Origin of the sequence: Lonepinella sp. MS14434, assembly GCF_042468235.1 — a bacterium.
Taxonomy (GTDB): domain Bacteria; phylum Pseudomonadota; class Gammaproteobacteria; order Enterobacterales; family Pasteurellaceae; genus Lonepinella.
Genome location: NZ_CP170386.1, coordinates 1,168,792 through 1,187,664 on the forward strand (window position 1 = coordinate 1,168,792; position 18,873 = coordinate 1,187,664).

Sequence of the window (18,873 nt, forward strand, 5' to 3'; positions counted from 1 at the left end):
TCCATTAATTAAGGGCGTAGGTTTACGCCCTTTTGGTGTATTTATTAAGAAATAACAATGAAACAATTATATTTAGCATTAGTTCCGACATTACTATTGACTGCTTGCTCTAGCTCTGCCCAACCATTAACTAAAGATGCGTTAGTGGGGGAATGGATTTGTACCACAGAATATAAATATGCCAATGTTGGTACTGTTGATTTCATGACCTTAAATGCAGATGGATCATTAAAAAATGATAATTATATTTTAAATCATATCCTTAATGTTCTTACAAATAAAAATATAGATAATTATTTTAGTTCTCCATTTAGATATCTTAGTATTAATGAAGGAACGTGGAAATTATCAGGTGATACCTTAACTTATGATTTAAAACAAAAAGATTTCAAACGTCTTATTTCGACAAGTATTTGGGAAGATATCAAAAAAGACAATGAACTCCGAAAACTAGAAGAAAAAATATATCATATTCATTCTTCTAATAAAGGTGATGAAGTTAAATTAACATTTAATAAATTTATTAAAGATGGTTTTATTCTTAGCCAAAAGATAAATGGTGCCACCTACGAGAGCGAATGTTTAAGTAAAAATGTATCAAATTATAAATACATTGAAGTATATAAAAATCCACAATTAATCAAAGAGAATTAAAATGGCAATTAAAAGAAGATGGTTTCGCCCCATTATGGTTACGGTGTCGGTATTTATTTATTCTTGTTTTATTTCACTTGGAATGACCATCGTGAATATCGGTATTACACCTGACTTTTTATTGATTTGGGGTAAAAACTGGTTTACCGCATTTTGTGTGGCATTTCCAACCATTTGGTTTTTACAACCAGTGATTGCCCAATGGGTGCATAAAATTAAATTTACTGATTAACTGAGCAAAAAATTATGGCAAAACGAGATTATTACGAAGTACTAGGTATTCAAAAAGGTGCGGATGAGAAAGAAATCAAACGTGCCTATAAACGCCTAGCGATGAAATATCACCCAGATAGAACCAAGGGCGATAAAGACAGCGAAGAAAAATTTAAAGAAATTAACGAAGCATACGAAATCTTAAATGACAAAGAAAAACGGGCTGCCTACGATCAATATGGTCACGCTGCTTTTGAACAAGGTGGATTTGGTGGCGGTGCTGGCGGATTTGGCGGTGGCTTTGGTGGTTTTGGTGGATTTGAAGACATTTTCAGCGAAATGTTCGGCGGGGGTGCAAGTCGTCAACGTGTGGTACGTGGTGATGATTTACGCTACGACATTGAAATTACCCTTGAAGAAGCGGTTCGAGGTATCACCAAAGATATTCAAATTCGTACCCTAGTACATTGTGATCAATGTGATGGCACGGGTGCAGAAAAAGGCTCCAAGGTAGAAACCTGTCCAACCTGCCACGGACAAGGTCGAGTTCGCCGTCAACAAGGTTTCTTTGTGACTGAAACCGCTTGCCCACATTGTCATGGTACAGGTAAGAAAATTGAAAAACCTTGTAAAAAATGTCACGGTGATGGTCGGGTACATAAAACTGAAAGTCTTTCTGTTAAAATCCCTGCTGGGGTGGACACTGGCAATCAATTACGCTTGGCAGGTAAAGGGGCAGCAGGTGAACATGGTGCTCCAGCAGGCGATCTCTATGTGGTTATTCATGTACAAGATCACCCAATTTTCGAACGTGACGGCAATAATCTGTATTGTGAAGTACCAATTAGCTTTACTCAAGCTGCATTGGGTGGTGAAATTGAAGTCCCAACTCTTGAAGGTCGGGCAAAATTAAAAATCCCAGAAGGCACCCAAACAGGCAAAATGTTCCGTATGCGTGGCAAAGGTATTAAAGCAATGCGAAGCGGTTACGCAGGCGATTTAATCTGCAAAATCATTATTGAAACCCCTGTTTCACTCAATGAAGAACAAAAAGAATTGTTGCGTAAATTAGAAGAAAGCCTAGACGGTCAATCCACTCAACGCCCGAAACATTCTAGCTTTTTTGACGGCGTGAAAAAGTTTTTTGATAATTTGGGGAAATAGTGCTATCCAAATAAGATGCGGAGCATCGCCACTATCATTAACCCCGTACGCAAGTACGGGGATTTTGCTCTTTATTCCCCTTTATTTCAACGACCCTGCACTAGCGTACAGGGTTAGGCATAGTTACGCCACTCCGTGGCTGTTCCTTTAGATGCAGAGCATCGCCACTATCATTAACCCCGTACGCAAGTGCGGGGGATTTTGTCAGAATTTTTATCCCAATAGATATTGCATTACGTCTAAAAACAGGCATAAAATAATTTATCCATTTTCCATTCAACAAAAGGAAAATTATGATGGAAATTATCAAACATACCCCAATTTGGGCGTGGCTCATTCTTGTGATACTCACCTTACTCGGCTTACACCAACTTCGACCACGACAAATTAGAACCTTTCAATTATTTATTGCCCTCATTATCTTTTTTCCCTTAATTATCATCAATATCAGTCAAAATCACCATTATGAACTTGCGACCTTTGCCTTTCTTAGTGGGTTGATTCTTGGGGCAATTTTGGCTCAACTCAGCAAGCAATGGCAAACCATCACACCAATCACCCAAGGTAAATGGCAACAACAAGGTAGCGTTCTCCCTTTAATCATCTATCTGTTTATTTTCCTTTCTCGCTACTTTGAAACCGTGGTAAGAACCATTCAACACCCATTAATGGATAATCAACATTTTATCCTGTTTATCGGTATCAGCACGGGTATTTGTTTAGGGTTTAATGGTGCAGTGTCTTGTTTGGCGGTGTGGAAACAAAAACGGTAAAATAATCTTATAAAAGTCCCCCAAGTGCGGTAAAATCTACTGCACTTTTTCTTTTTTCAGAGATCTTTATGCTCACCCCAACCACTCACATTGAAAAACCTGCCAATTTGGTGGCATTTGCATTTTTGCTAATTGCCTTTTTGACAGGTATTGCTTCCTCTTTCCAATTGCCGACATTGAGCCTGTTTTTGTCGCAAGAAATTCAAGTTTCGCCTGCGATGGTCGGTTATTTTTACGCCATCAATGCCATTATTGGGATTGGATTAAGCCAAATACTGGCAAAATATTCGGATAAAATGGACGACCGCCGCAAAGTAATGCTGTTTTGTTGTACATTGGCTATTGGCGGTTGTTTAGTATTTGCTTTTAGTCGTGATTATCTTTGGTTGGTATTGTTTGGTACAACCCTACTCGGTTTGGGATCCTCCGCCAATCCACAATCTTTTGCCTTGGCTCGTGAATATGCCGACAGCACGGGCAAAGAAACCGTAATGTTTTCCACCATTATGCGAACCCAAATTTCACTCGCATGGATTGTCGGACCGCCACTTTCCTTTAGCATTGCATTAAATTGGGGCTTTGATTGGATGTATTCTATTGCAGCATTAGCCTTTTTATTTTGTGGAATAATTGCCATTACATTATTGCCGAAAGTGCCTCATAAAAAAACGGAGCAAAATACTCTATTACAAGCCCCTGTTAATAACCGTAAAAGTGTTATTTATCTATTTGTCACCGTCTTTATGATTTTTAACTGTAACGGTATGTATTTAATTAATATGCCATTATATGTAATTAATGAATTGCACTTATCAGCAGAATTAGCAGGAACGTTAATGGGAACGGCGGCAGGATTGGAAATCCCAATTATGTTATTAGGGGGATATTTAACCAAATACTTCAGTAAAAAAGCCTTAATTTTCACCGCACTTGGTGCTGGATTGTTATTTTATCTTGGCTTGTTACTTTTCCAAAATACGTGGCAATTAGTCTTACTACAATTTTTTAATGCCATATTTATAGGCATTATTGCTACGCTAGGTATGGTGTATTTTCAAGATTTAATGCCACGTCAAGCAGGGGCTGCAACCACGTTATTCAGCAATGCCGCTAAATTAAGCTGGGTGGTTGCTGGTCCGATCGCAGGTTGGTTAGCTCAATTTTGGCATTATAGTACGGTGTTTTATGTGTCGTTTTTGATGATTGCGATTGGGGCGGTGTGTTTGATAAAGGTGAAAACAGTGGGGTAATTTTGCCCCCAATCACCCCAACCCAAATAAAACAACAGGGAAAATGGGGGCTTTACCAAAATAACTTGAGTTGATCGATAAGCCGAGTTCTGTCGTGGACAATCATTCCTCTAGGCGTACGTTCGCACGCACGCTCAAGCAACCTACCCGAACTCTGAGCGGGCACACCCATTGAGTTCCTATTTGGTCTTGCTACGAGTGGAGTTTACCTTGCCGTAAATTGTTGCCAATTACGCGGTGCGCTCTTACCGCACCCTTTCACCCTTACCGCTCTGTTGCCAAAACGGCGGTCTGCTCTCTGTTGCACTGGTCGTGGGATCGCTCCCCCTAGGCGTTACCTAGCACTCTGCCCTGTGTAGCTCGGACTTTCCTCTCGTCTATTTGTCCCACTAGATCGTTCTGACGAACACTTTAGGGCTTCAATAAACCAGCGATTGTCTGATCAACTCAGGGTTCGTAGTATAGCGGAATTTTTGCTAGAGTGAAATCAAAACTTACGTTAAAATAGACATCACAATTTTGGGTAAAGAATCGTATCGTTTTTTTACCGCACTTTTTTTGTGGGGACAGAAAATGAATCATCTACATTATGCTCGTGAAACCATTAGTATGGCGGAGCTGGCTTTAGACAAATTAAGTCAAACTCTTGATAATACCTTTAATGAGGTGGTGGAATTAATTCTAAAATGTAAAGGTCGTATTGCGATTAGTGGCGTAGGCAAATCTGGACTTATTGGGCAAAAAATTGTTGCCAGTTTCGCCTCAACGGGTACACCAAGCTTTTTTTTACACCCAACCGAAGCCTTTCATGGTGACTTAGGTATGTTAAAGCCCCTTGATGTGGTAATTCTTATTTCTTATAGCGGTGAAAGTGACGAAGTCAATAAACTCATTCCCAGTTTAAAAAATTTCGGTAATAAAATCATTGCATTGACCAGTAACAAAGATTCAACCTTAGGCAAACACGCTGATTATGTATTAGACATTACCATTGAACGTGAGGCTTGCCCGAATAACCTTGCTCCAACAACTTCGGCTTTAGTTACTTTAGCTTTAGGGGATGCGCTAACAGTCGCATTAATCTATGCTCGTGATTTTAAACCAATAGACTTTGCCAAGTTCCATCCTGGTGGTTCATTAGGTCGCCGTTTACTTTGCCGCGTGAAAGATCAAATGCAAACTCGCTTACCGATTACCCTACTATCGACCAGCTTTACCGATTGTTTGACAATTATGAACGAAGGTCGAATGGGGGTTGCTTTAGTCATGGATAATAATAGATTACAAGGCATTATTACGGATGGCGATATTCGCCGTGCATTAACCTCTAATGGTGTAGCCACACTAAGTAAAACCGCTCAAGATTTAATGACCAGAAATCCGAAAACTATTCATCAAGATGAATTCTTAACAACTGCCGAAACCTTTATGAAAGAGAAAAAAATTCACTCTTTGGTGGTTGTTAATGATCAAAATGAAGTCGTTGGCTTAGTGGAATTTTCAAGTTAAAACAGGGTTAAACATGCTAGATAAATTACAAAAAATCAAATTAGTGATCACAGATATTGATGGTGTACTCACGGATGGATTATTACATTATGATGCTAACGGCGAAGCCATTAAAAGTTTCCATGTGCGTGATGGTTTAGGCATTCGTATGTTGATAGAACAAGGGATTCAAGTAGCCGTATTATCTGGACGTTCTTCTCCGATTTTACAAAAGCGTATGGCAGATCTTGGCATTACATTGTCTATTCTAGGTAAATTAGAAAAAGAAACCGCCTGCTTTGAATTAATGCGACAAGCCAATGTTAGCCCTGAACAAACCGCTTATATTGGAGATGACAGCGTAGATCTACCCGCTTTTGCAGTCTGTGGTTTATCTTTTGCGGTCGCTGATTCAGCTGATTATGTAAAAGAAAATGCCGATTATGTACTCACCCTAGGTGGTGGCAAAGGGGCATTTCGTGAAATGTCTGATCTGATTTTAAAGGCTCAAGGTAAAACGGATATTTATGCTACGGCAAAAGGCTTTTTGAAATCTGTACAAAATATGGCTCAATAACTTAAAGAAAACACAAAATATTGTATTTTGATCTACACCTTATGTGAAGTTAATATCATTTTTAGGGTGTAGATCAAATATTATTGTGTTATTCCCATTCTATGGTGGCTGGTGGTTTTCCACTTACATCATACACCACCCTTGAAATACCGCTCACTTCATTAATAATACGATTGGAGACTTTACCTAATAACTCATACGGCAAATGTGCCCAATGTGCAGTCATAAAGTCGATAGTTTCTACCGCTCGTAGTGAAACCACCCAGTCATACTTACGTCCATCACCCATTACACCGACAGATTTCACTGGTAAAAAGACGGTAAATGCTTGGCTCACTTTGTAATACCAACCTGAATTATAAAGCTCCTCGATAAAAATCGCATCCGCTTTACGCAGCAAATCGCAGTATTCTTTTTTGATTTCACCTAACACACGCACGCCTAATCCCGGACCGGGGAACGGGTGACGATTCAACATTTCCGCTGGTAACCCCAAGGCTAAGCCGATTTTACGTACTTCGTCTTTGAATAATTCACGTAACGGTTCCACTAAACCGAGTTTCATATAATCAGGCAAGCCACCCACATTGTGATGAGATTTAATCACATGAGCTTTACCTGTTTTGGCTCCCGCAGATTCAATCACATCAGGATAAATGGTGCCTTGTGCCAACCATTTAACGTTGGTTTGTTTGTGGGATTCTTCATCAAATACATCGACAAACACTTTACCAATAATTTTACGTTTAGCTTCGGGATCATTTTCACCTTTTAAGGCAGCTAAGAAACGATCTTCTGCATTGACACGGATAATGTTTAAGCCGAATTTATCACCGAACATTTCCATGACTTGATCGCCTTCGTTAAGACGTAACAAGCCGTTGTCCACAAAAACGCAATGTAATTTTTTGCCAATGGCTCGGTGTAATAACAAGGCAGTAACGGAAGAATCTACACCACCAGACAAGCCTAAAATGACTTCATCATCGCCTACTTGGGCTTTAATCCGAGCGACTGCATCTTCAATAATATTTTCCGCTGTCCATTTAGTTTCACTACCACAAATATTGACGACAAAATTGGTTAATAACGCCAAACCGCTTTTGGTATGTGTTACTTCGGGGTGGAACTGCACGCCGTAGAATCGGCGGCTTTCATCGGACATTGCTGCAATTGGGCAAGTTGGTGTGGTGCCTGTGACTTGGAAGTTATTAGGTAAATGGGTCACTTTATCGCCGTGACTCATCCACACATCTAATTTCGCTTGAGTTGCATTCACATCATCATTTAATTGCGCGAAAAGCTGGCAATTAGCTTGTAAATCCACTTGAGCATAACCAAATTCACGGTGATCAGAATTTTCCGTTAATCCACCTAACTGCATTGCCATGGTTTGCATACCGTAACAAATCCCCAATACAGGTACACCAGCACTAAACACATATTCTGGCGCTCTTGGGCTGTTTTGTTCGGTGGTACTTTCAGGACCACCTGAAAGAATAATCCCGGTTGGGTTAAATTCACGGATCTGCTGTTCCGTCACATCCCACGCCCAAAGTTCGCAATATACCCCAATTTCACGCACACGGCGTGCAATTAATTGAGTATACTGTGAACCGAAATCTAAAATTAAAATTTTATGTTGGTGAATGTTGTTCATCTAATTTCTCTTTTTATTAAATAATATTTAAATGTCGTTTATTTCTTGAATTTACATGTAAATCTAAATACTGAAAATAACATGAAACAGTATCCGAATAATTCAGAACATTCTTCAATAATATGTTTTGCTGTTCTCACATATCCCAAACCCAATACATATTCCCAAATACGTCCCATACCTAATAATCTAGATGTAATTAATATAATAACTAACCCAAGTAAAAATACACTGTATTCTTTACTCATTATAAAGGATTTTAATCCTGGAATAATTGAATTAGAATTTCTTAACGCATATAAAATACAAATCACAACCACAGGTAAAACAAAATAGAACCAAGAACCATGAAAAAATAGGTTATCGAATAAATTATCTTGTTCTCTAATAAACATACATAGTAAAAAACCTGTAATTAAAATAAATCCTGATCTTTTTTCTTTTATTTTAATAGCTACTCTAAAAAAGAATATTATCATCATTATTAAACAAAAAGATTGTGTATATTCAACAACAGATTCTTCCTCAACCATATTTTCCAAGTAAAAAAGATCTATATATAAAGCCAAAAAAGGAATCGAAGCAATACAAGCAAATAGAAGAAATTCTAATACCACCGTTCTTATTAGCTGATAATTATTTTCCATACTTTATTTCCTACTACCCTAAAAGGGGCAATATTGTCCCTAATAAATTAACCCATTCTGTAATTCGGTGCTTCCTTAGTAATCGTCACATCATGCACATGACTTTCTTTAATTCCCGCACCGCTAATCCGTACAAATTGGGCTTTGGTGCGTAAATCTTCAATCGTGGCAGAACCTGTTAAGCCCATACAAGAACGTAATCCACCCATTTGTTGATGCACGATTTCTTTAAGTAAGCCTTTGTATGGAATACGTCCCTCAATGCCCTCTGGTACTAATTTATCGGCGGCGTTATCTGATTGGAAATAGCGATCTGATGAACCTTTTGCCATGGCACCTAAGGAACCCATACCGCGATAAGATTTAAAGGAACGCCCTTGATAAAGCTCAATTTCCCCTGGAGCTTCTTCTGTGCCAGCGAACATTGAGCCAACCATTACGCAATTTGCCCCAGCAGCAATGGCTTTGGCAATGTCGCCCGAAAAACGGATACCACCATCGGCAATCACAGGAATGCCACGATCTGCCAAAGCGGCAGCGGCTTCCGCAATGGCGGTAATTTGTGGTACACCAACACCTGTTACAATTCGAGTAGTACAAATAGAACCAGGTCCAATCCCAACTTTCACCGCACTCGCACCTGCATCAGCTAAGGCTATCGCGCCCTCTGCAGTTGCTACATTGCCTGCGATAATCGGTAAATTAGGATATTTTGCTCGAGTTTCACGTACACGTTGTAATACGCCCTCGGAATGTCCATGTGAAGAGTCGATTAACAACACATCAACACCTGCTCGGACTAGTGCTTCAACACGATCTTCGTTACCAGCTCCTGCCCCGACTGCAGCACCCACACGTAAACGACCAAACTCATCTTTACACGCATTTGGCGTATTTTCTGCTTTTTGGTAATCTTTTAAGGTAATCATACCTTTTAATTTATCATTGGCATCTAACACCAATACTTTTTCTACCCGATGCTCGTGCATTAAACCAAAAATTTCTTCACGTTTTGCATTCTCTTTGACGGTCACTAAACGCTCTTTTGGGGTCATAAATTCTGCAATGGTTTTGCTATGATCAGATACAAAACGCACATCACGACCTGTGATAATCCCTACTAAGTTGTCTGCATTATCCACCACAGGAAAACTTGCAAATCCATTTTTTTTTGTAATTTCTGCTAATTGTGCCAAAGTCATATCAGGTTGTACACAAACAGGTTCTGACACAATACCGCTTTCAAATTTTTTCACTTTACGCACACGTTCTGCTTGGCGTTCAATAGACATATTTTTGTGAATGAAGCCGATTCCTCCCTCTTGTGCCAAGGAAATCGCTAATCTGGTTTCCGTTACTGTATCCATTGCAGCAGAAAGCATCGGGATATTTAGGCGAATGGTTTTAGTCAGTTGAGTGGATAAATCAGCGGTGTTAGGTAACACGGTGGAATGGGCTGGGACGAGTAAAACGTCATCAAAAGTCAAGGCTTCTTGCTTAATTCGTAACATTGCAATATTCTCTCTTTTAAGTGTATGCTATAAAATATTGCGAACGCATTATACAGGTTTAACCTTATCTTGTGAACGAATTTTTGTGAAAAATCCCGCTTTTTTTAAGGAATGATTGAAAAGGAAATTTATGTACGATTTATTAGAAAAACTGGCTGACGGTCAACCTTATTGTTTTGAAAAATTAACCGCACTTTTAGGCTGTAATGCCAATGAATTACTGGCTCAAATTCAACAATTACAACAGCAAGGTATTCACATTGATACCACTTTGGGTGAAGTAAAGTTATTACCTCAAACCGCATTATTAAACCCTGAAAAATTGCGTGATACTTTGCCGAATCAAGTGTTTTATCGCCCAATTATTCATTCAACCAATCAATTTTTACTCGAAAATATCAAACGCCTAAACAAAGGCGACATCTGCACTGCTGAAAGCCAAACCGCAGGACGTGGGCGACGTGGACGGCAATGGATTTCACCTTTTGCTAGTCAGTTAATGTTTAGTTTTATTTGGCAAGTCGATGCGAGAAAGCCTATTGATGGTTTAAGTTCTGTCGTAGCAATGGCAATTAATCATGCCTTAATAAAATTAGGCGGTTCAGACATCATGCTGAAATGGCCAAATGATATTTTGTTAAAAGGAAGAAAACTAGCGGGGATTTTAATTGAAATTGCTCATACCGAGAATGGTCAACTTAATTTAGTTGTGGGGATTGGGTTAAACATTGATATTCCCAAAGATAACCAACAAATTGACCAAAGCTGGGCGAATTTAACCGAAATTTTACCAAAAATAGACCGCACTTTGTTGTTGATCGCTTTAATCCAACAGATTTATCAAGAACTAGAAACATTCGAACAAGTGGGAATAAATGCTGAATTTCAGCAAAAATGGCAAGAAGTTGATGCTTATTTCGGTGAAACGGTAAATATCATCACAGAAAAACAAGTGATTTCAGGAACGGAGCAAGGCATTGATGAACATGGATATTTAAAATTATTAACCAATAGTGGTGAATTATTAACCTTTAATGGTGGAGAAGTGTCGTTGCGGAGAAAATAGTGCCATTTCCCCGTACTCTCGTACGGGGTTAAGCATGTGACGATGCTCCGCATCTTTGGAATATAGAATAGAACACAAGCTACGGAGTAGCGATAACATGCTTAACCTTGTACGCAAGTGCAAAGAGAGAAAATAAATATGGCTGGGGTACTAGGATTCGAACCTAGGGATGCTGAGATCAAAACCCAGTGCCTTACCGCTTGGCGATACCCCAATTAAGATTATCTTATCTTGAAAAGATATTGATTAGTATGTTGATAGTATGGCTGGGGTACTAGGATTCGAACCTAGGAATGCTGAGATCAAAACCCAGTGCCTTACCGCTTGGCGATACCCCACCTACTAAAAGATTTGCAAACTGAAAATGGTGCGGAAGGAGGGACTTGAACCCACACGCACAGGCGCCAGAACCTAAATCTGGTGCGTCTACCAATTTCGCCACTTCCGCAATATATGGACCACTTTTAAATGGTGGCTACAGCGAGATTCGAACTTGCGACCCCAACATTATGAGTGTTGTGCTCTAACCGACTGAGCTATGTAGCCATATTTTGCGTCACCGTAATCAGCGTTGCGGTGCGTATTATGCTAATTTAGCCCTAGTTCGTCAACTGTTTTTTCCTGATAATGTTAAAATTTCCGTTTATTCGAATAAGACTTAAACAAATCGCTCCCAAATACTTCCCTATTCTACCAAAAGATGCTGCAACAAACTACCGTCTAACAATGCCCTTTTTACCAAAGCAAATGCACCAATCACATCTTCATTATGCAATTCCGACACCACTAACGGGGTATTTTTTACAAAAGCAGGTAATGCGTGACTTTCTAGCGTTTTATGAATGGCAGCAAATAACGTATTTTTCGCTTGGGTAATTTCCCCTGAAATCACGATTTTTTCAGGGTTAAACATATTCACCGACATTGCCAACACTCGCCCAATTTGTACGCCAACATGTTCAATTAATTCTGTTGCTACCGCATCATGTTTGTTACTGGCTTTACAAATGGCTTCAATATCGTGACTTTCTAAAGACAACCATTTACTTTGATAACCGTCTTCTAGCATCTGTTGCATTTTATTTTCAATAGCATCATTGCTCACCACGGTTTCCAAGCAACCGACATTGCCACACAAACAACGCTTGCCAAGCGGATCCACCTGAATATGCCCGATTTCACCGACATTATTGCGATAGCCTTGAAACACTTCATGATTAATCACAATCCCTGCACCCACTCCCCGATGAATACGTAACAACAAGGAATCATAACAATCTTTCGTCACACCAAAATAATGCTCGGCTAATGCTAAACTTCGCACATCTTGCCCGATATAACTCGGTAAATTAAAGCGTTGTTCAAGCCGTTGCACCAGATCCCAAGGCTCGGTTAGCTCAAAGTGCGGTAGATTTTCAATCAGATTATTTTTACCATTCACAAAGCCAGCGACAGTAATACCAATCGCAATCAGTTCGCTCGATTTATTGGCATTATCCGCAATAAATTTATCTAATTGCTCAAATAAAAAATCTTCTAATTGGGTTAAATTTCGTACATCAGGCAGATCAAAATGTTGGTATTTTAGCAACTTAGCGGATAGATCCATCATGGCTAACACGATTTCTTCTCGCCCCAGATGAATCAGTAAAGTACGAAATGCTTTTTGTTCTGCCACAATCGAGGTAGCACGGCGACCACCTGTGGATTCTTGCTGTTCCACTTCTTTAATCAAACCACGAGCCAATAAAGCACGAGTAATTTTAGTCACACTGGCTGGAGCAAGCTGACTTAATTCTGAAATTTGAATACGAGAAATCGGTGCTTGTTGATCGATTAATTTATACACCGCTGCACTATTCATCTGTTTAACCAAATCCACATTGACAATTTGATTAATTCGCATCCGACTTATCCTTATTTTACGCTATAAAATTTATGTTATTCTACCTGAAAAATTGGTAAAAATTAACCGCAGTTTAGCGTGATTTTACCGAATTAATCATGGTGTCAAACCAGTTTCTAGTATTTTTATCAATTTCTTCTAAATAATGAGGTAAATCTGCCGTCTGTTTAAGTATCCGTTGCCAATAAATATCTGCTTTATTATGAGTATCACCTTGAGCAATATTTTCAATATGCTGACATTTAGCCTGATTACTTTCTGCTTTTAAATAACCCGCAATATCTTTAGTTACTGCCAAAATGGCTTGTTGTTCACTGGTCAAATACGCCGAAATATACACTTTCAACAATGCCAAAGGATCAAAGTCTGACTCAATAACAAAGGTTTTACCAACCAAATTTTTGTTCTGATCTTTGCCATAAAAAAGTGGCGGAAATACCTGATTCTCACCGTTACAAGCTAACTGCATTAACCAATAAAGCCAATTTTCAATCATATAACTGTCTTTATGTTTCGCTGCTGTCCATTGCACACGTTGCAAGCCATTTTCTGTTGATAATAATTGATTGATATAGCCAGTTAACTGGACTACTTTTCCTTCAATATCAAAGGTTAAATCTACATATTGCGTTTGTGCTGATTGCCCCTGATAAGCACTTAATACTTCACGAAACTGTTCAATTTCCGACCGCACTTGATGTTGATAAATATGAGCAAATTCACCACGTGGCAACATACCTTTCACCTTGAGTTGAGCAAAATAATCTACTACATCAAGATCCTTTTCCATTAACAAATCTTGCTGAATTTGATACAGGGTTAACCCATCTAAAGCAAAATTTTCCGTATCGATAATTTGCTCATCATTCTCTCTAAAATAAACATCTAATCTTTTTTCAAAGAAAAATTGTACTGGATTTTTGACAAAGTTAATTAACTGTTCACAATTAATTTGAATTAGGCTATTTTCTGGTTTATCCTCAACCGATTGTGCTTGTACAAAATCCGCTGGAACTTGCTTCGCATTGGCAATATTTGCCCATTCTTTAGCAAAAGTGCGGTGCTTTTCACTAAAGTTTTTAGCACTCCAAGCGGTCATGGCATGATAATACACTAAAGGCTTGTCGTTTTCTTTCGATTGACAATCATAATCCAGATTTTCAGCAAGATAATCTAATAACTGATTTACTAATACAGAAGGTTGTAGCGGACGATTATCAATAATTGACTGCCCCACATAACTGATATAAAGCCGTTCTTGTGCAGACAACAAGGCTTCAAGGAATAAATAACGATCATCATCACGCCGAAAACGATCGCCTTTTTGACGATGATATTGCATTAAATCGAAACTATTCGGCAGTTGATTGCGTGGATAATCCTGTTCATTCATGCCTAACAAGCATACCACTTTAAACGGAATTGATCGCATCGGTAATAAAGTACAGAAACTAACTTTACCGACTAAAAATTTTAGACTGTTAGCTTGTTCATTTAATTTTTCAGTTAACACATCAGCGACCACTTCCGCTGTCAGTAATTCATCAAAATGTAAGGCCTGTAATAATAAACTCACCTGTTGAATACCATTTTCAATATAGCGTAACATTTCTACCGTATGTGGTTCAGGGTTGAAAAATTGCTTTAATAGTTCCGTTAACTTAACTTCCCATTCGGTGATAGCATGGCTTTGAGATAATGTATCATGCCACCAGCTAAGTTGTTCAATAAAGCTCGCTAATGCCCCAACTAGACGACTGTTCAGCCCATAGCTATTATCAAAACCAAGTTGATCTTGTTGCCAGATACCATTTTCTTCACGCAGTGCAAAACCAAGCAACATTCGTTCTACACCCGCTTGCCATGCGTTAAAATTTTGTCCTTGTGAACTTTGTTTATCAAGTCCAAAACGAATACCACTTTCTTTAACCCAATAACGTAAATTTTCCAGATCATTCAGTGTTATGCCAAAACGATGGCGAATCGCAGGAATATCAAGCAATGCCAGTACATCTTCCGCACTAAATTGACTTTCTTTTAAGCGTAGCAAATTCAAGAAAGTCGCTAACAATACATCACTTTCTGACAAGGTTTGATCAGAAATAGAAAATGGAATATAGCGTTTATCATAGTCCCAATGCCCTTGAGAATCCTTTATTTTCTGTTGATACTGTCCAAATACCGCTTGAATATAGGGAGCATAGCGATCAATATCCGCCACCATCACCACAATATCTTTCGGCGTTAAAGTGTTGTCATCTGTAAAACATTGCAATAAATAATCGTGTAACACTTCCACTTCTCGCATAGGACTATGGCAAGCATGAAAAGAAATGGACGGATCTGCTGCATCAAAATGTAATGAACCAGCTTCACTAGGTGTTAAATGCAAAATCTTGCGTTGAATTTGCGTCAGTAAATGATTATCCCTTGTTAATTCGGTATTTGCTTGAATTTCTTGGCTATCTAATTGACTTAACAAATAGAAAAAATCTCGCCCTAATTTACCCCATGTTGCTAATAGTGGATTACCAATAGATAAATGTTCATCTTCTGTGGTTATTTCTTGTTTATTAGCTAAATAATCATTCAGTTGGGTTGATTTAAAAAAGGATTTTTGTTCGCCCGTTTTGCGTTCGGTCAGTATTTTCAATGCCCGTTTTTGGGCAAAAATGGGATCTACAATATCGCCCCAATAATATTGACTTGGGTTATTAAAAAATAAATGCACATCACAATGTTCCGCCATGGCAGACAGGGTTTCTAAATAGGTTTTTGGTAACGCAGAAATGCCAAAAATAAATAAGCGTTTCGGTAAATTATTATAATGGCTGAGTTGTAAATATTCGTTATGTAAATTAGCTCGGTGCTGTATAGAATGATCTTTATGAGCCACCTCCGCAATTAATGCTCGCCAAAGTTTCCCTTGCCACGCCACATCTTGCTCAATCCGTTGCTTAAAATTACTGTCTATTTGTTTCTGTTGACTCACAATTTCATCAATAATGATCTGTGGTTGATCTTGTTCCCAAGCAGAAATCCACTGGGGACGATAAACTAAATATTGGTCGAACAAATCAGCAATTTTGCGAGCCAGTTGATATAACTTTTGTTGCTCAGATTGAGAAGAATAATGCAGGTAATCCAAAATGGGACGAAAATCTGTTTGCTTAATCAAACGCATCAATCGCCACGTCATTACCTCTTTGCTAAATTGACTTTGTTCCGATACATTCGGCAAGTTATCCACATATTGCTGCCAAATAAAACTGGCGGGCATAGGAAAATGAAAATTCGCTGAAATACCTTGTTTACTGGCTAATTGTAATTGCAACCATTGAGCCATACCTGGGCTTTGCACTAAAATAGTTTCGGATTCGAAAGGATCATCAAGTGGATCAAGTTTAAGCAATTCACACAAAATATCTTTTTGAACATCAAGATCATTAGAATGATAAATTTTAAACATAATAGCTCCACAGGCTCAATTAATCTGCCATCATTATAAACTAATTTCCCCCAAAATATACCGCACTTTTACCTTATCCCCAATGCAATTAATGGAGAATTTCAGTTGATTTTGCTCTACTCCACTTTCACAATTTAATCCTAAAAATTGTCGTTGCTGTTGATTTTCCGCTATTTGAATCGCTTGATAACGTTGATAAATTTCACTTGCTGTTTTGCGTTGAATATTCGCCCATTGATTAATAGCAAGAAAAATACCACTAAATAGGCTCAACGCCACTAATAAGGTTACAAGCCCCATTCCTTGCTTGAATTTAGGGAATAAAATCATACCAAGTTTTCTCTACGTTTTGCCATTGACTATAAGATTGCACTATTTCAGTTACCACGGTTTTTTTATAAGTTAGCGTTACATTGTCCTCTTTCGAAAATGTCCCTTGTGTAATCACTGAACCAGTGATTTTGCCCTTGCCAGAAATATGCAAATCCCCTGTAGCAATCACAATACCATTTAAATTGCCGTTAATCTGCCATTCAGTCTTTGCTTGATCGAACCAAAACAAGTAATTGCCTTTATCTGTAGGGAAATAATTGACGTTCTGGATCGCCTTAGCTTGAAATAAGGCAAAAGCCTGTTTATCAACAAAATCATCAAATTGCCCCTCATTGAGATTTTTGCTAGGCGATTTTTTAAATAAAACTTGACGTTGGCACCAGATAAACTGCTGATGTTCATCACTATTCGGGGACGTAATAGATGCCGTTGCAAAATTTCCCGTTAGACTTAAATCTAGGTTTTTACAAAGATCTGATTGTTGTTGCTGAAATTGTTTCTGCAAACTGATATGTTGCTGAATATAGCGTTGTCTTTGCATTGCAATGGTTGAATGTAAACGGAAGCTATCATCATCAAATAACAATACAATTAACAACAGACTTGAGAGCAATATGAGTAAGCTAATCGTCACAAAACCGCGGTGCATTTTCATTGATTTTTTCATTGGCACTATTCATTTACCTGTGGTTGATTAAGCAATGGAATAATCACTGAACTTTCATATTGAACATTCGGATATTGTTTTAATCGACCCGCTAAATAAAGGCTCAATCCTTTGTATTGCCTACTATTATCCAACCAGTTTAATTGTAATTTAGTAATCTCATAATTATCTTCATCTAACATTTTCGTCCAACCTAAATCCTGACAAGCATTTTGTTGTAAATAACTTTGGCATTCTGCTTCTTTACATTTAGTATTCGCTTTATTACCATACGTTCGGCTCTCTAAAATAAAGCCATTTTGTCGATAGCCAAATAATTCTCGCCCTACTTCTGAAGTAGCATTTTGCTCATCTTTGGCACATTGTTTAGCAGTAGATCCTAAACACCCATTAGCGTCTAAATCATAAAAAAACAAAACACAATTATTTTCCACCGCACTTTCGCCTGACACAGGATAAATAGCTAGACTTGTACCTTTCTCATCTAATTCAAATAACGAAAAATTTTCCTGAGTGACTTTCGCAGATAACGCCCGAAAACCAGCACGGCGTAGATCTTTTGCCATAGTGTGCAAAACTCGTTGTAATTCCGTTTGTAATTGCAGTTGCAATAAAATATGTTGATTTTGTCGTTGTGCATAAGCATAAAATTGAATAATGACAAATAACAAAAATGAGGATAAAGCTAAACTTAGCATTAAGCCTAATAAACTTTGCCCTTTATAAAATCTTGTCATTCTTCCACTCCAGAATTGCAGGCATTCTCTGCTTGATCACTTTTCAAACGGATTCGTCCTAAGTTAGAAAAAGAAAATAAGGTACGAGATTGCGAATTTTGCAACATAAAACAGCCTGAATCTGACGAATTTCTCGTGCCATTAAAACTGATTAATTTTTGTGGATAATAGGCTTTAGCAGTAATCATGGTTTTTTGTGAACTAAAAGGATAATAAAACTGAGCCGAAAGGTTATCAGGACAAAAACTGGGATTAAAGCAATCGCAAGTCGTATCTGACTTAATTTGAGCGGTGACACACCAGCGTTGCTGACCAATATCTCGATTGAGAATGAGATACCAGATTTGAGTAGAATTTTCTACTCTGGCTTGAATTTGGCGTAAGAATAGATATAAACGGTGTTGTTCTTTGGCTAAAATTCGTTGACTATCACTTTGCCATGCCGGCATGCTAATTAAAGATATGATGCTAATAATCAGCAAAACAATAAGCATTTCAAATAAGGTAAAACCACTTTTCATAAACTTTCTCTTTTTTAACCGCAGTTTAAAAGAAAGCCTATAGATAACAATAAAATTAAAAGGATTTTGGAATGGAGATCACAAAATTAATATAAGTAGATCAGCTCACTGAATAAAAATAATGTATATACATTAAGAAGAATATTAGTGGTGGGTCGTAAGGGACTCGAACCCTTGACTAACGGATTAAGAGTCCGCTGCTCTACCAACTGAGCTAACAACCCATTTCGGATGATA

Annotated in this window: 17 protein-coding genes, 5 tRNA genes and 1 other RNA gene; 8 read left to right on the plus strand and 15 right to left on the minus strand. The window is 38.2% G+C overall.

The genetic code is table 11. The features are described from left to right. Nucleotides 1–57: 57 nt before the first annotated feature. From O1Q79_RS05555 to O1Q79_RS05575, 5 genes are all read left to right on the plus strand, one after another. Entirely contained in the window at nucleotides 58–654 is a 597-nt protein-coding gene (locus O1Q79_RS05555) for a hypothetical protein (protein WP_386690720.1), read from the plus strand. Between the two features lies 1 nt (nucleotide 655). After that, entirely contained in the window at nucleotides 656–886 is a 231-nt protein-coding gene (locus tag O1Q79_RS05560; protein WP_386690722.1) for a DUF2798 domain-containing protein, read from the plus strand. 14 nt (nucleotides 887–900) lie between these two features. Then, the gene (gene dnaJ / locus O1Q79_RS05565) at nucleotides 901–2,031 is read left to right on the plus strand and encodes a molecular chaperone DnaJ (protein ID WP_386690725.1); all 1,131 of its coding nucleotides are present in this window, start codon (nucleotides 901–903) and stop codon (nucleotides 2,029–2,031) included. Between the two features lie 293 nt (nucleotides 2,032–2,324). Next, nucleotides 2,325–2,804, plus strand: a complete 480-nt coding sequence (locus O1Q79_RS05570; protein ID WP_386690727.1) for a hypothetical protein — start codon at nucleotides 2,325–2,327, stop codon at nucleotides 2,802–2,804. A 68-nt stretch (nucleotides 2,805–2,872) separates the two neighbouring features. After that, nucleotides 2,873–4,054, plus strand: coding sequence for an MFS transporter (locus O1Q79_RS05575; RefSeq protein WP_386690729.1), 1,182 nt, complete (start codon nucleotides 2,873–2,875; stop codon nucleotides 4,052–4,054). Between the two features lie 62 nt (nucleotides 4,055–4,116). On the opposite strand, the gene rnpB is transcribed toward O1Q79_RS05575, so the two are convergent. Next, nucleotides 4,117–4,504, minus strand: an RNA gene (gene rnpB / locus O1Q79_RS05580) — RNase P RNA component class A. Nucleotides 4,505–4,627: 123 nt separating this feature from the next. Here rnpB and O1Q79_RS05585 point away from each other — a divergent pair. Then, complete coding sequence (locus O1Q79_RS05585) at nucleotides 4,628–5,563, plus strand: KpsF/GutQ family sugar isomerase (RefSeq protein WP_386690732.1); 936 nt, start codon at nucleotides 4,628–4,630, stop codon at nucleotides 5,561–5,563. Between the two features lie 13 nt (nucleotides 5,564–5,576). Further along, nucleotides 5,577–6,119: a KdsC family phosphatase gene (locus O1Q79_RS05590; protein ID WP_386687127.1), complete on the plus strand. Its 543-nt coding sequence runs from the start codon at nucleotides 5,577–5,579 to the stop codon at nucleotides 6,117–6,119. Nucleotides 6,120–6,207: 88 nt separating this feature from the next. Here O1Q79_RS05590 and guaA read toward each other — a convergent pair whose 3' ends face one another. From guaA to guaB, 3 genes are read right to left on the minus strand one after another with little or no spacing between them, the layout of a single operon-like run. Beyond that, nucleotides 6,208–7,779 carry a glutamine-hydrolyzing GMP synthase gene (gene guaA, locus O1Q79_RS05595; protein ID WP_386690734.1) on the minus strand — a complete coding sequence of 524 codons (1,572 nt, stop codon included), beginning with the start codon at nucleotides 7,777–7,779 and terminating at the stop codon, nucleotides 6,208–6,210. Nucleotides 7,780–7,817: 38 nt separating this feature from the next. Next, nucleotides 7,818–8,426, minus strand: a complete 609-nt coding sequence (locus O1Q79_RS05600) for a hypothetical protein (protein ID WP_386690736.1) — start codon at nucleotides 8,424–8,426, stop codon at nucleotides 7,818–7,820. A 47-nt stretch (nucleotides 8,427–8,473) separates the two neighbouring features. Next, nucleotides 8,474–9,937: an IMP dehydrogenase gene (gene guaB, locus O1Q79_RS05605; RefSeq protein ID WP_386690738.1), complete on the minus strand. Its 1,464-nt coding sequence runs from the start codon at nucleotides 9,935–9,937 to the stop codon at nucleotides 8,474–8,476. A 130-nt stretch (nucleotides 9,938–10,067) separates the two neighbouring features. Between guaB and birA the strand changes: the two genes are divergently transcribed. Further along, entirely contained in the window at nucleotides 10,068–11,003 is a 936-nt protein-coding gene (gene birA / locus O1Q79_RS05610) for a bifunctional biotin--[acetyl-CoA-carboxylase] ligase/biotin operon repressor BirA (RefSeq protein ID WP_386690740.1), read from the plus strand. 139 nt (nucleotides 11,004–11,142) lie between these two features. On the opposite strand, the gene O1Q79_RS05615 is transcribed toward birA, so the two are convergent. From O1Q79_RS05615 to O1Q79_RS05665, 11 genes are all read right to left on the minus strand, one after another. After that, nucleotides 11,143–11,217 (minus strand) — tRNA-Gln (locus O1Q79_RS05615). A gap of 49 nt (nucleotides 11,218–11,266) precedes the next feature. Further along, a tRNA-Gln gene (locus tag O1Q79_RS05620) sits at nucleotides 11,267–11,341 on the minus strand. Between the two features lie 27 nt (nucleotides 11,342–11,368). After that, a tRNA-Leu gene (locus O1Q79_RS05625) sits at nucleotides 11,369–11,451 on the minus strand. A 21-nt stretch (nucleotides 11,452–11,472) separates the two neighbouring features. After that, nucleotides 11,473–11,549, minus strand: a tRNA-Met gene (locus tag O1Q79_RS05630). Between the two features lie 139 nt (nucleotides 11,550–11,688). Further along, nucleotides 11,689–12,909 carry an ROK family protein gene (locus O1Q79_RS05635; RefSeq protein WP_386689788.1) on the minus strand — a complete coding sequence of 407 codons (1,221 nt, stop codon included), beginning with the start codon at nucleotides 12,907–12,909 and terminating at the stop codon, nucleotides 11,689–11,691. Between the two features lie 73 nt (nucleotides 12,910–12,982). Then, complete coding sequence (gene recC / locus O1Q79_RS05640) at nucleotides 12,983–16,378, minus strand: exodeoxyribonuclease V subunit gamma (RefSeq protein ID WP_386690742.1); 3,396 nt, start codon at nucleotides 16,376–16,378, stop codon at nucleotides 12,983–12,985. A 33-nt stretch (nucleotides 16,379–16,411) separates the two neighbouring features. After that, nucleotides 16,412–16,678 carry a DUF5374 domain-containing protein gene (locus O1Q79_RS05645; RefSeq protein ID WP_386690744.1) on the minus strand — a complete coding sequence of 89 codons (267 nt, stop codon included), beginning with the start codon at nucleotides 16,676–16,678 and terminating at the stop codon, nucleotides 16,412–16,414. Between the two features lie 13 nt (nucleotides 16,679–16,691). Further along, nucleotides 16,692–17,378 carry a DUF2572 family protein gene (locus O1Q79_RS05650; protein WP_386690747.1) on the minus strand — a complete coding sequence of 229 codons (687 nt, stop codon included), beginning with the start codon at nucleotides 17,376–17,378 and terminating at the stop codon, nucleotides 16,692–16,694. Nucleotides 17,379–17,383: 5 nt separating this feature from the next. Beyond that, a complete protein-coding gene (locus tag O1Q79_RS05655) occupies nucleotides 17,384–18,115 on the minus strand; it encodes a hypothetical protein (RefSeq protein ID WP_386690750.1) in 732 nt (243 codons plus the stop codon). Then, nucleotides 18,112–18,636 carry a prepilin-type N-terminal cleavage/methylation domain-containing protein gene (locus tag O1Q79_RS05660; protein ID WP_386690751.1) on the minus strand — a complete coding sequence of 175 codons (525 nt, stop codon included), beginning with the start codon at nucleotides 18,634–18,636 and terminating at the stop codon, nucleotides 18,112–18,114. Before O1Q79_RS05660 ends, O1Q79_RS05655 begins: the two co-directional genes overlap by 4 nt. A gap of 148 nt (nucleotides 18,637–18,784) precedes the next feature. Next, nucleotides 18,785–18,860 (minus strand) — tRNA-Lys (locus tag O1Q79_RS05665). Nucleotides 18,861–18,873: the final 13 nt, after the last annotated feature.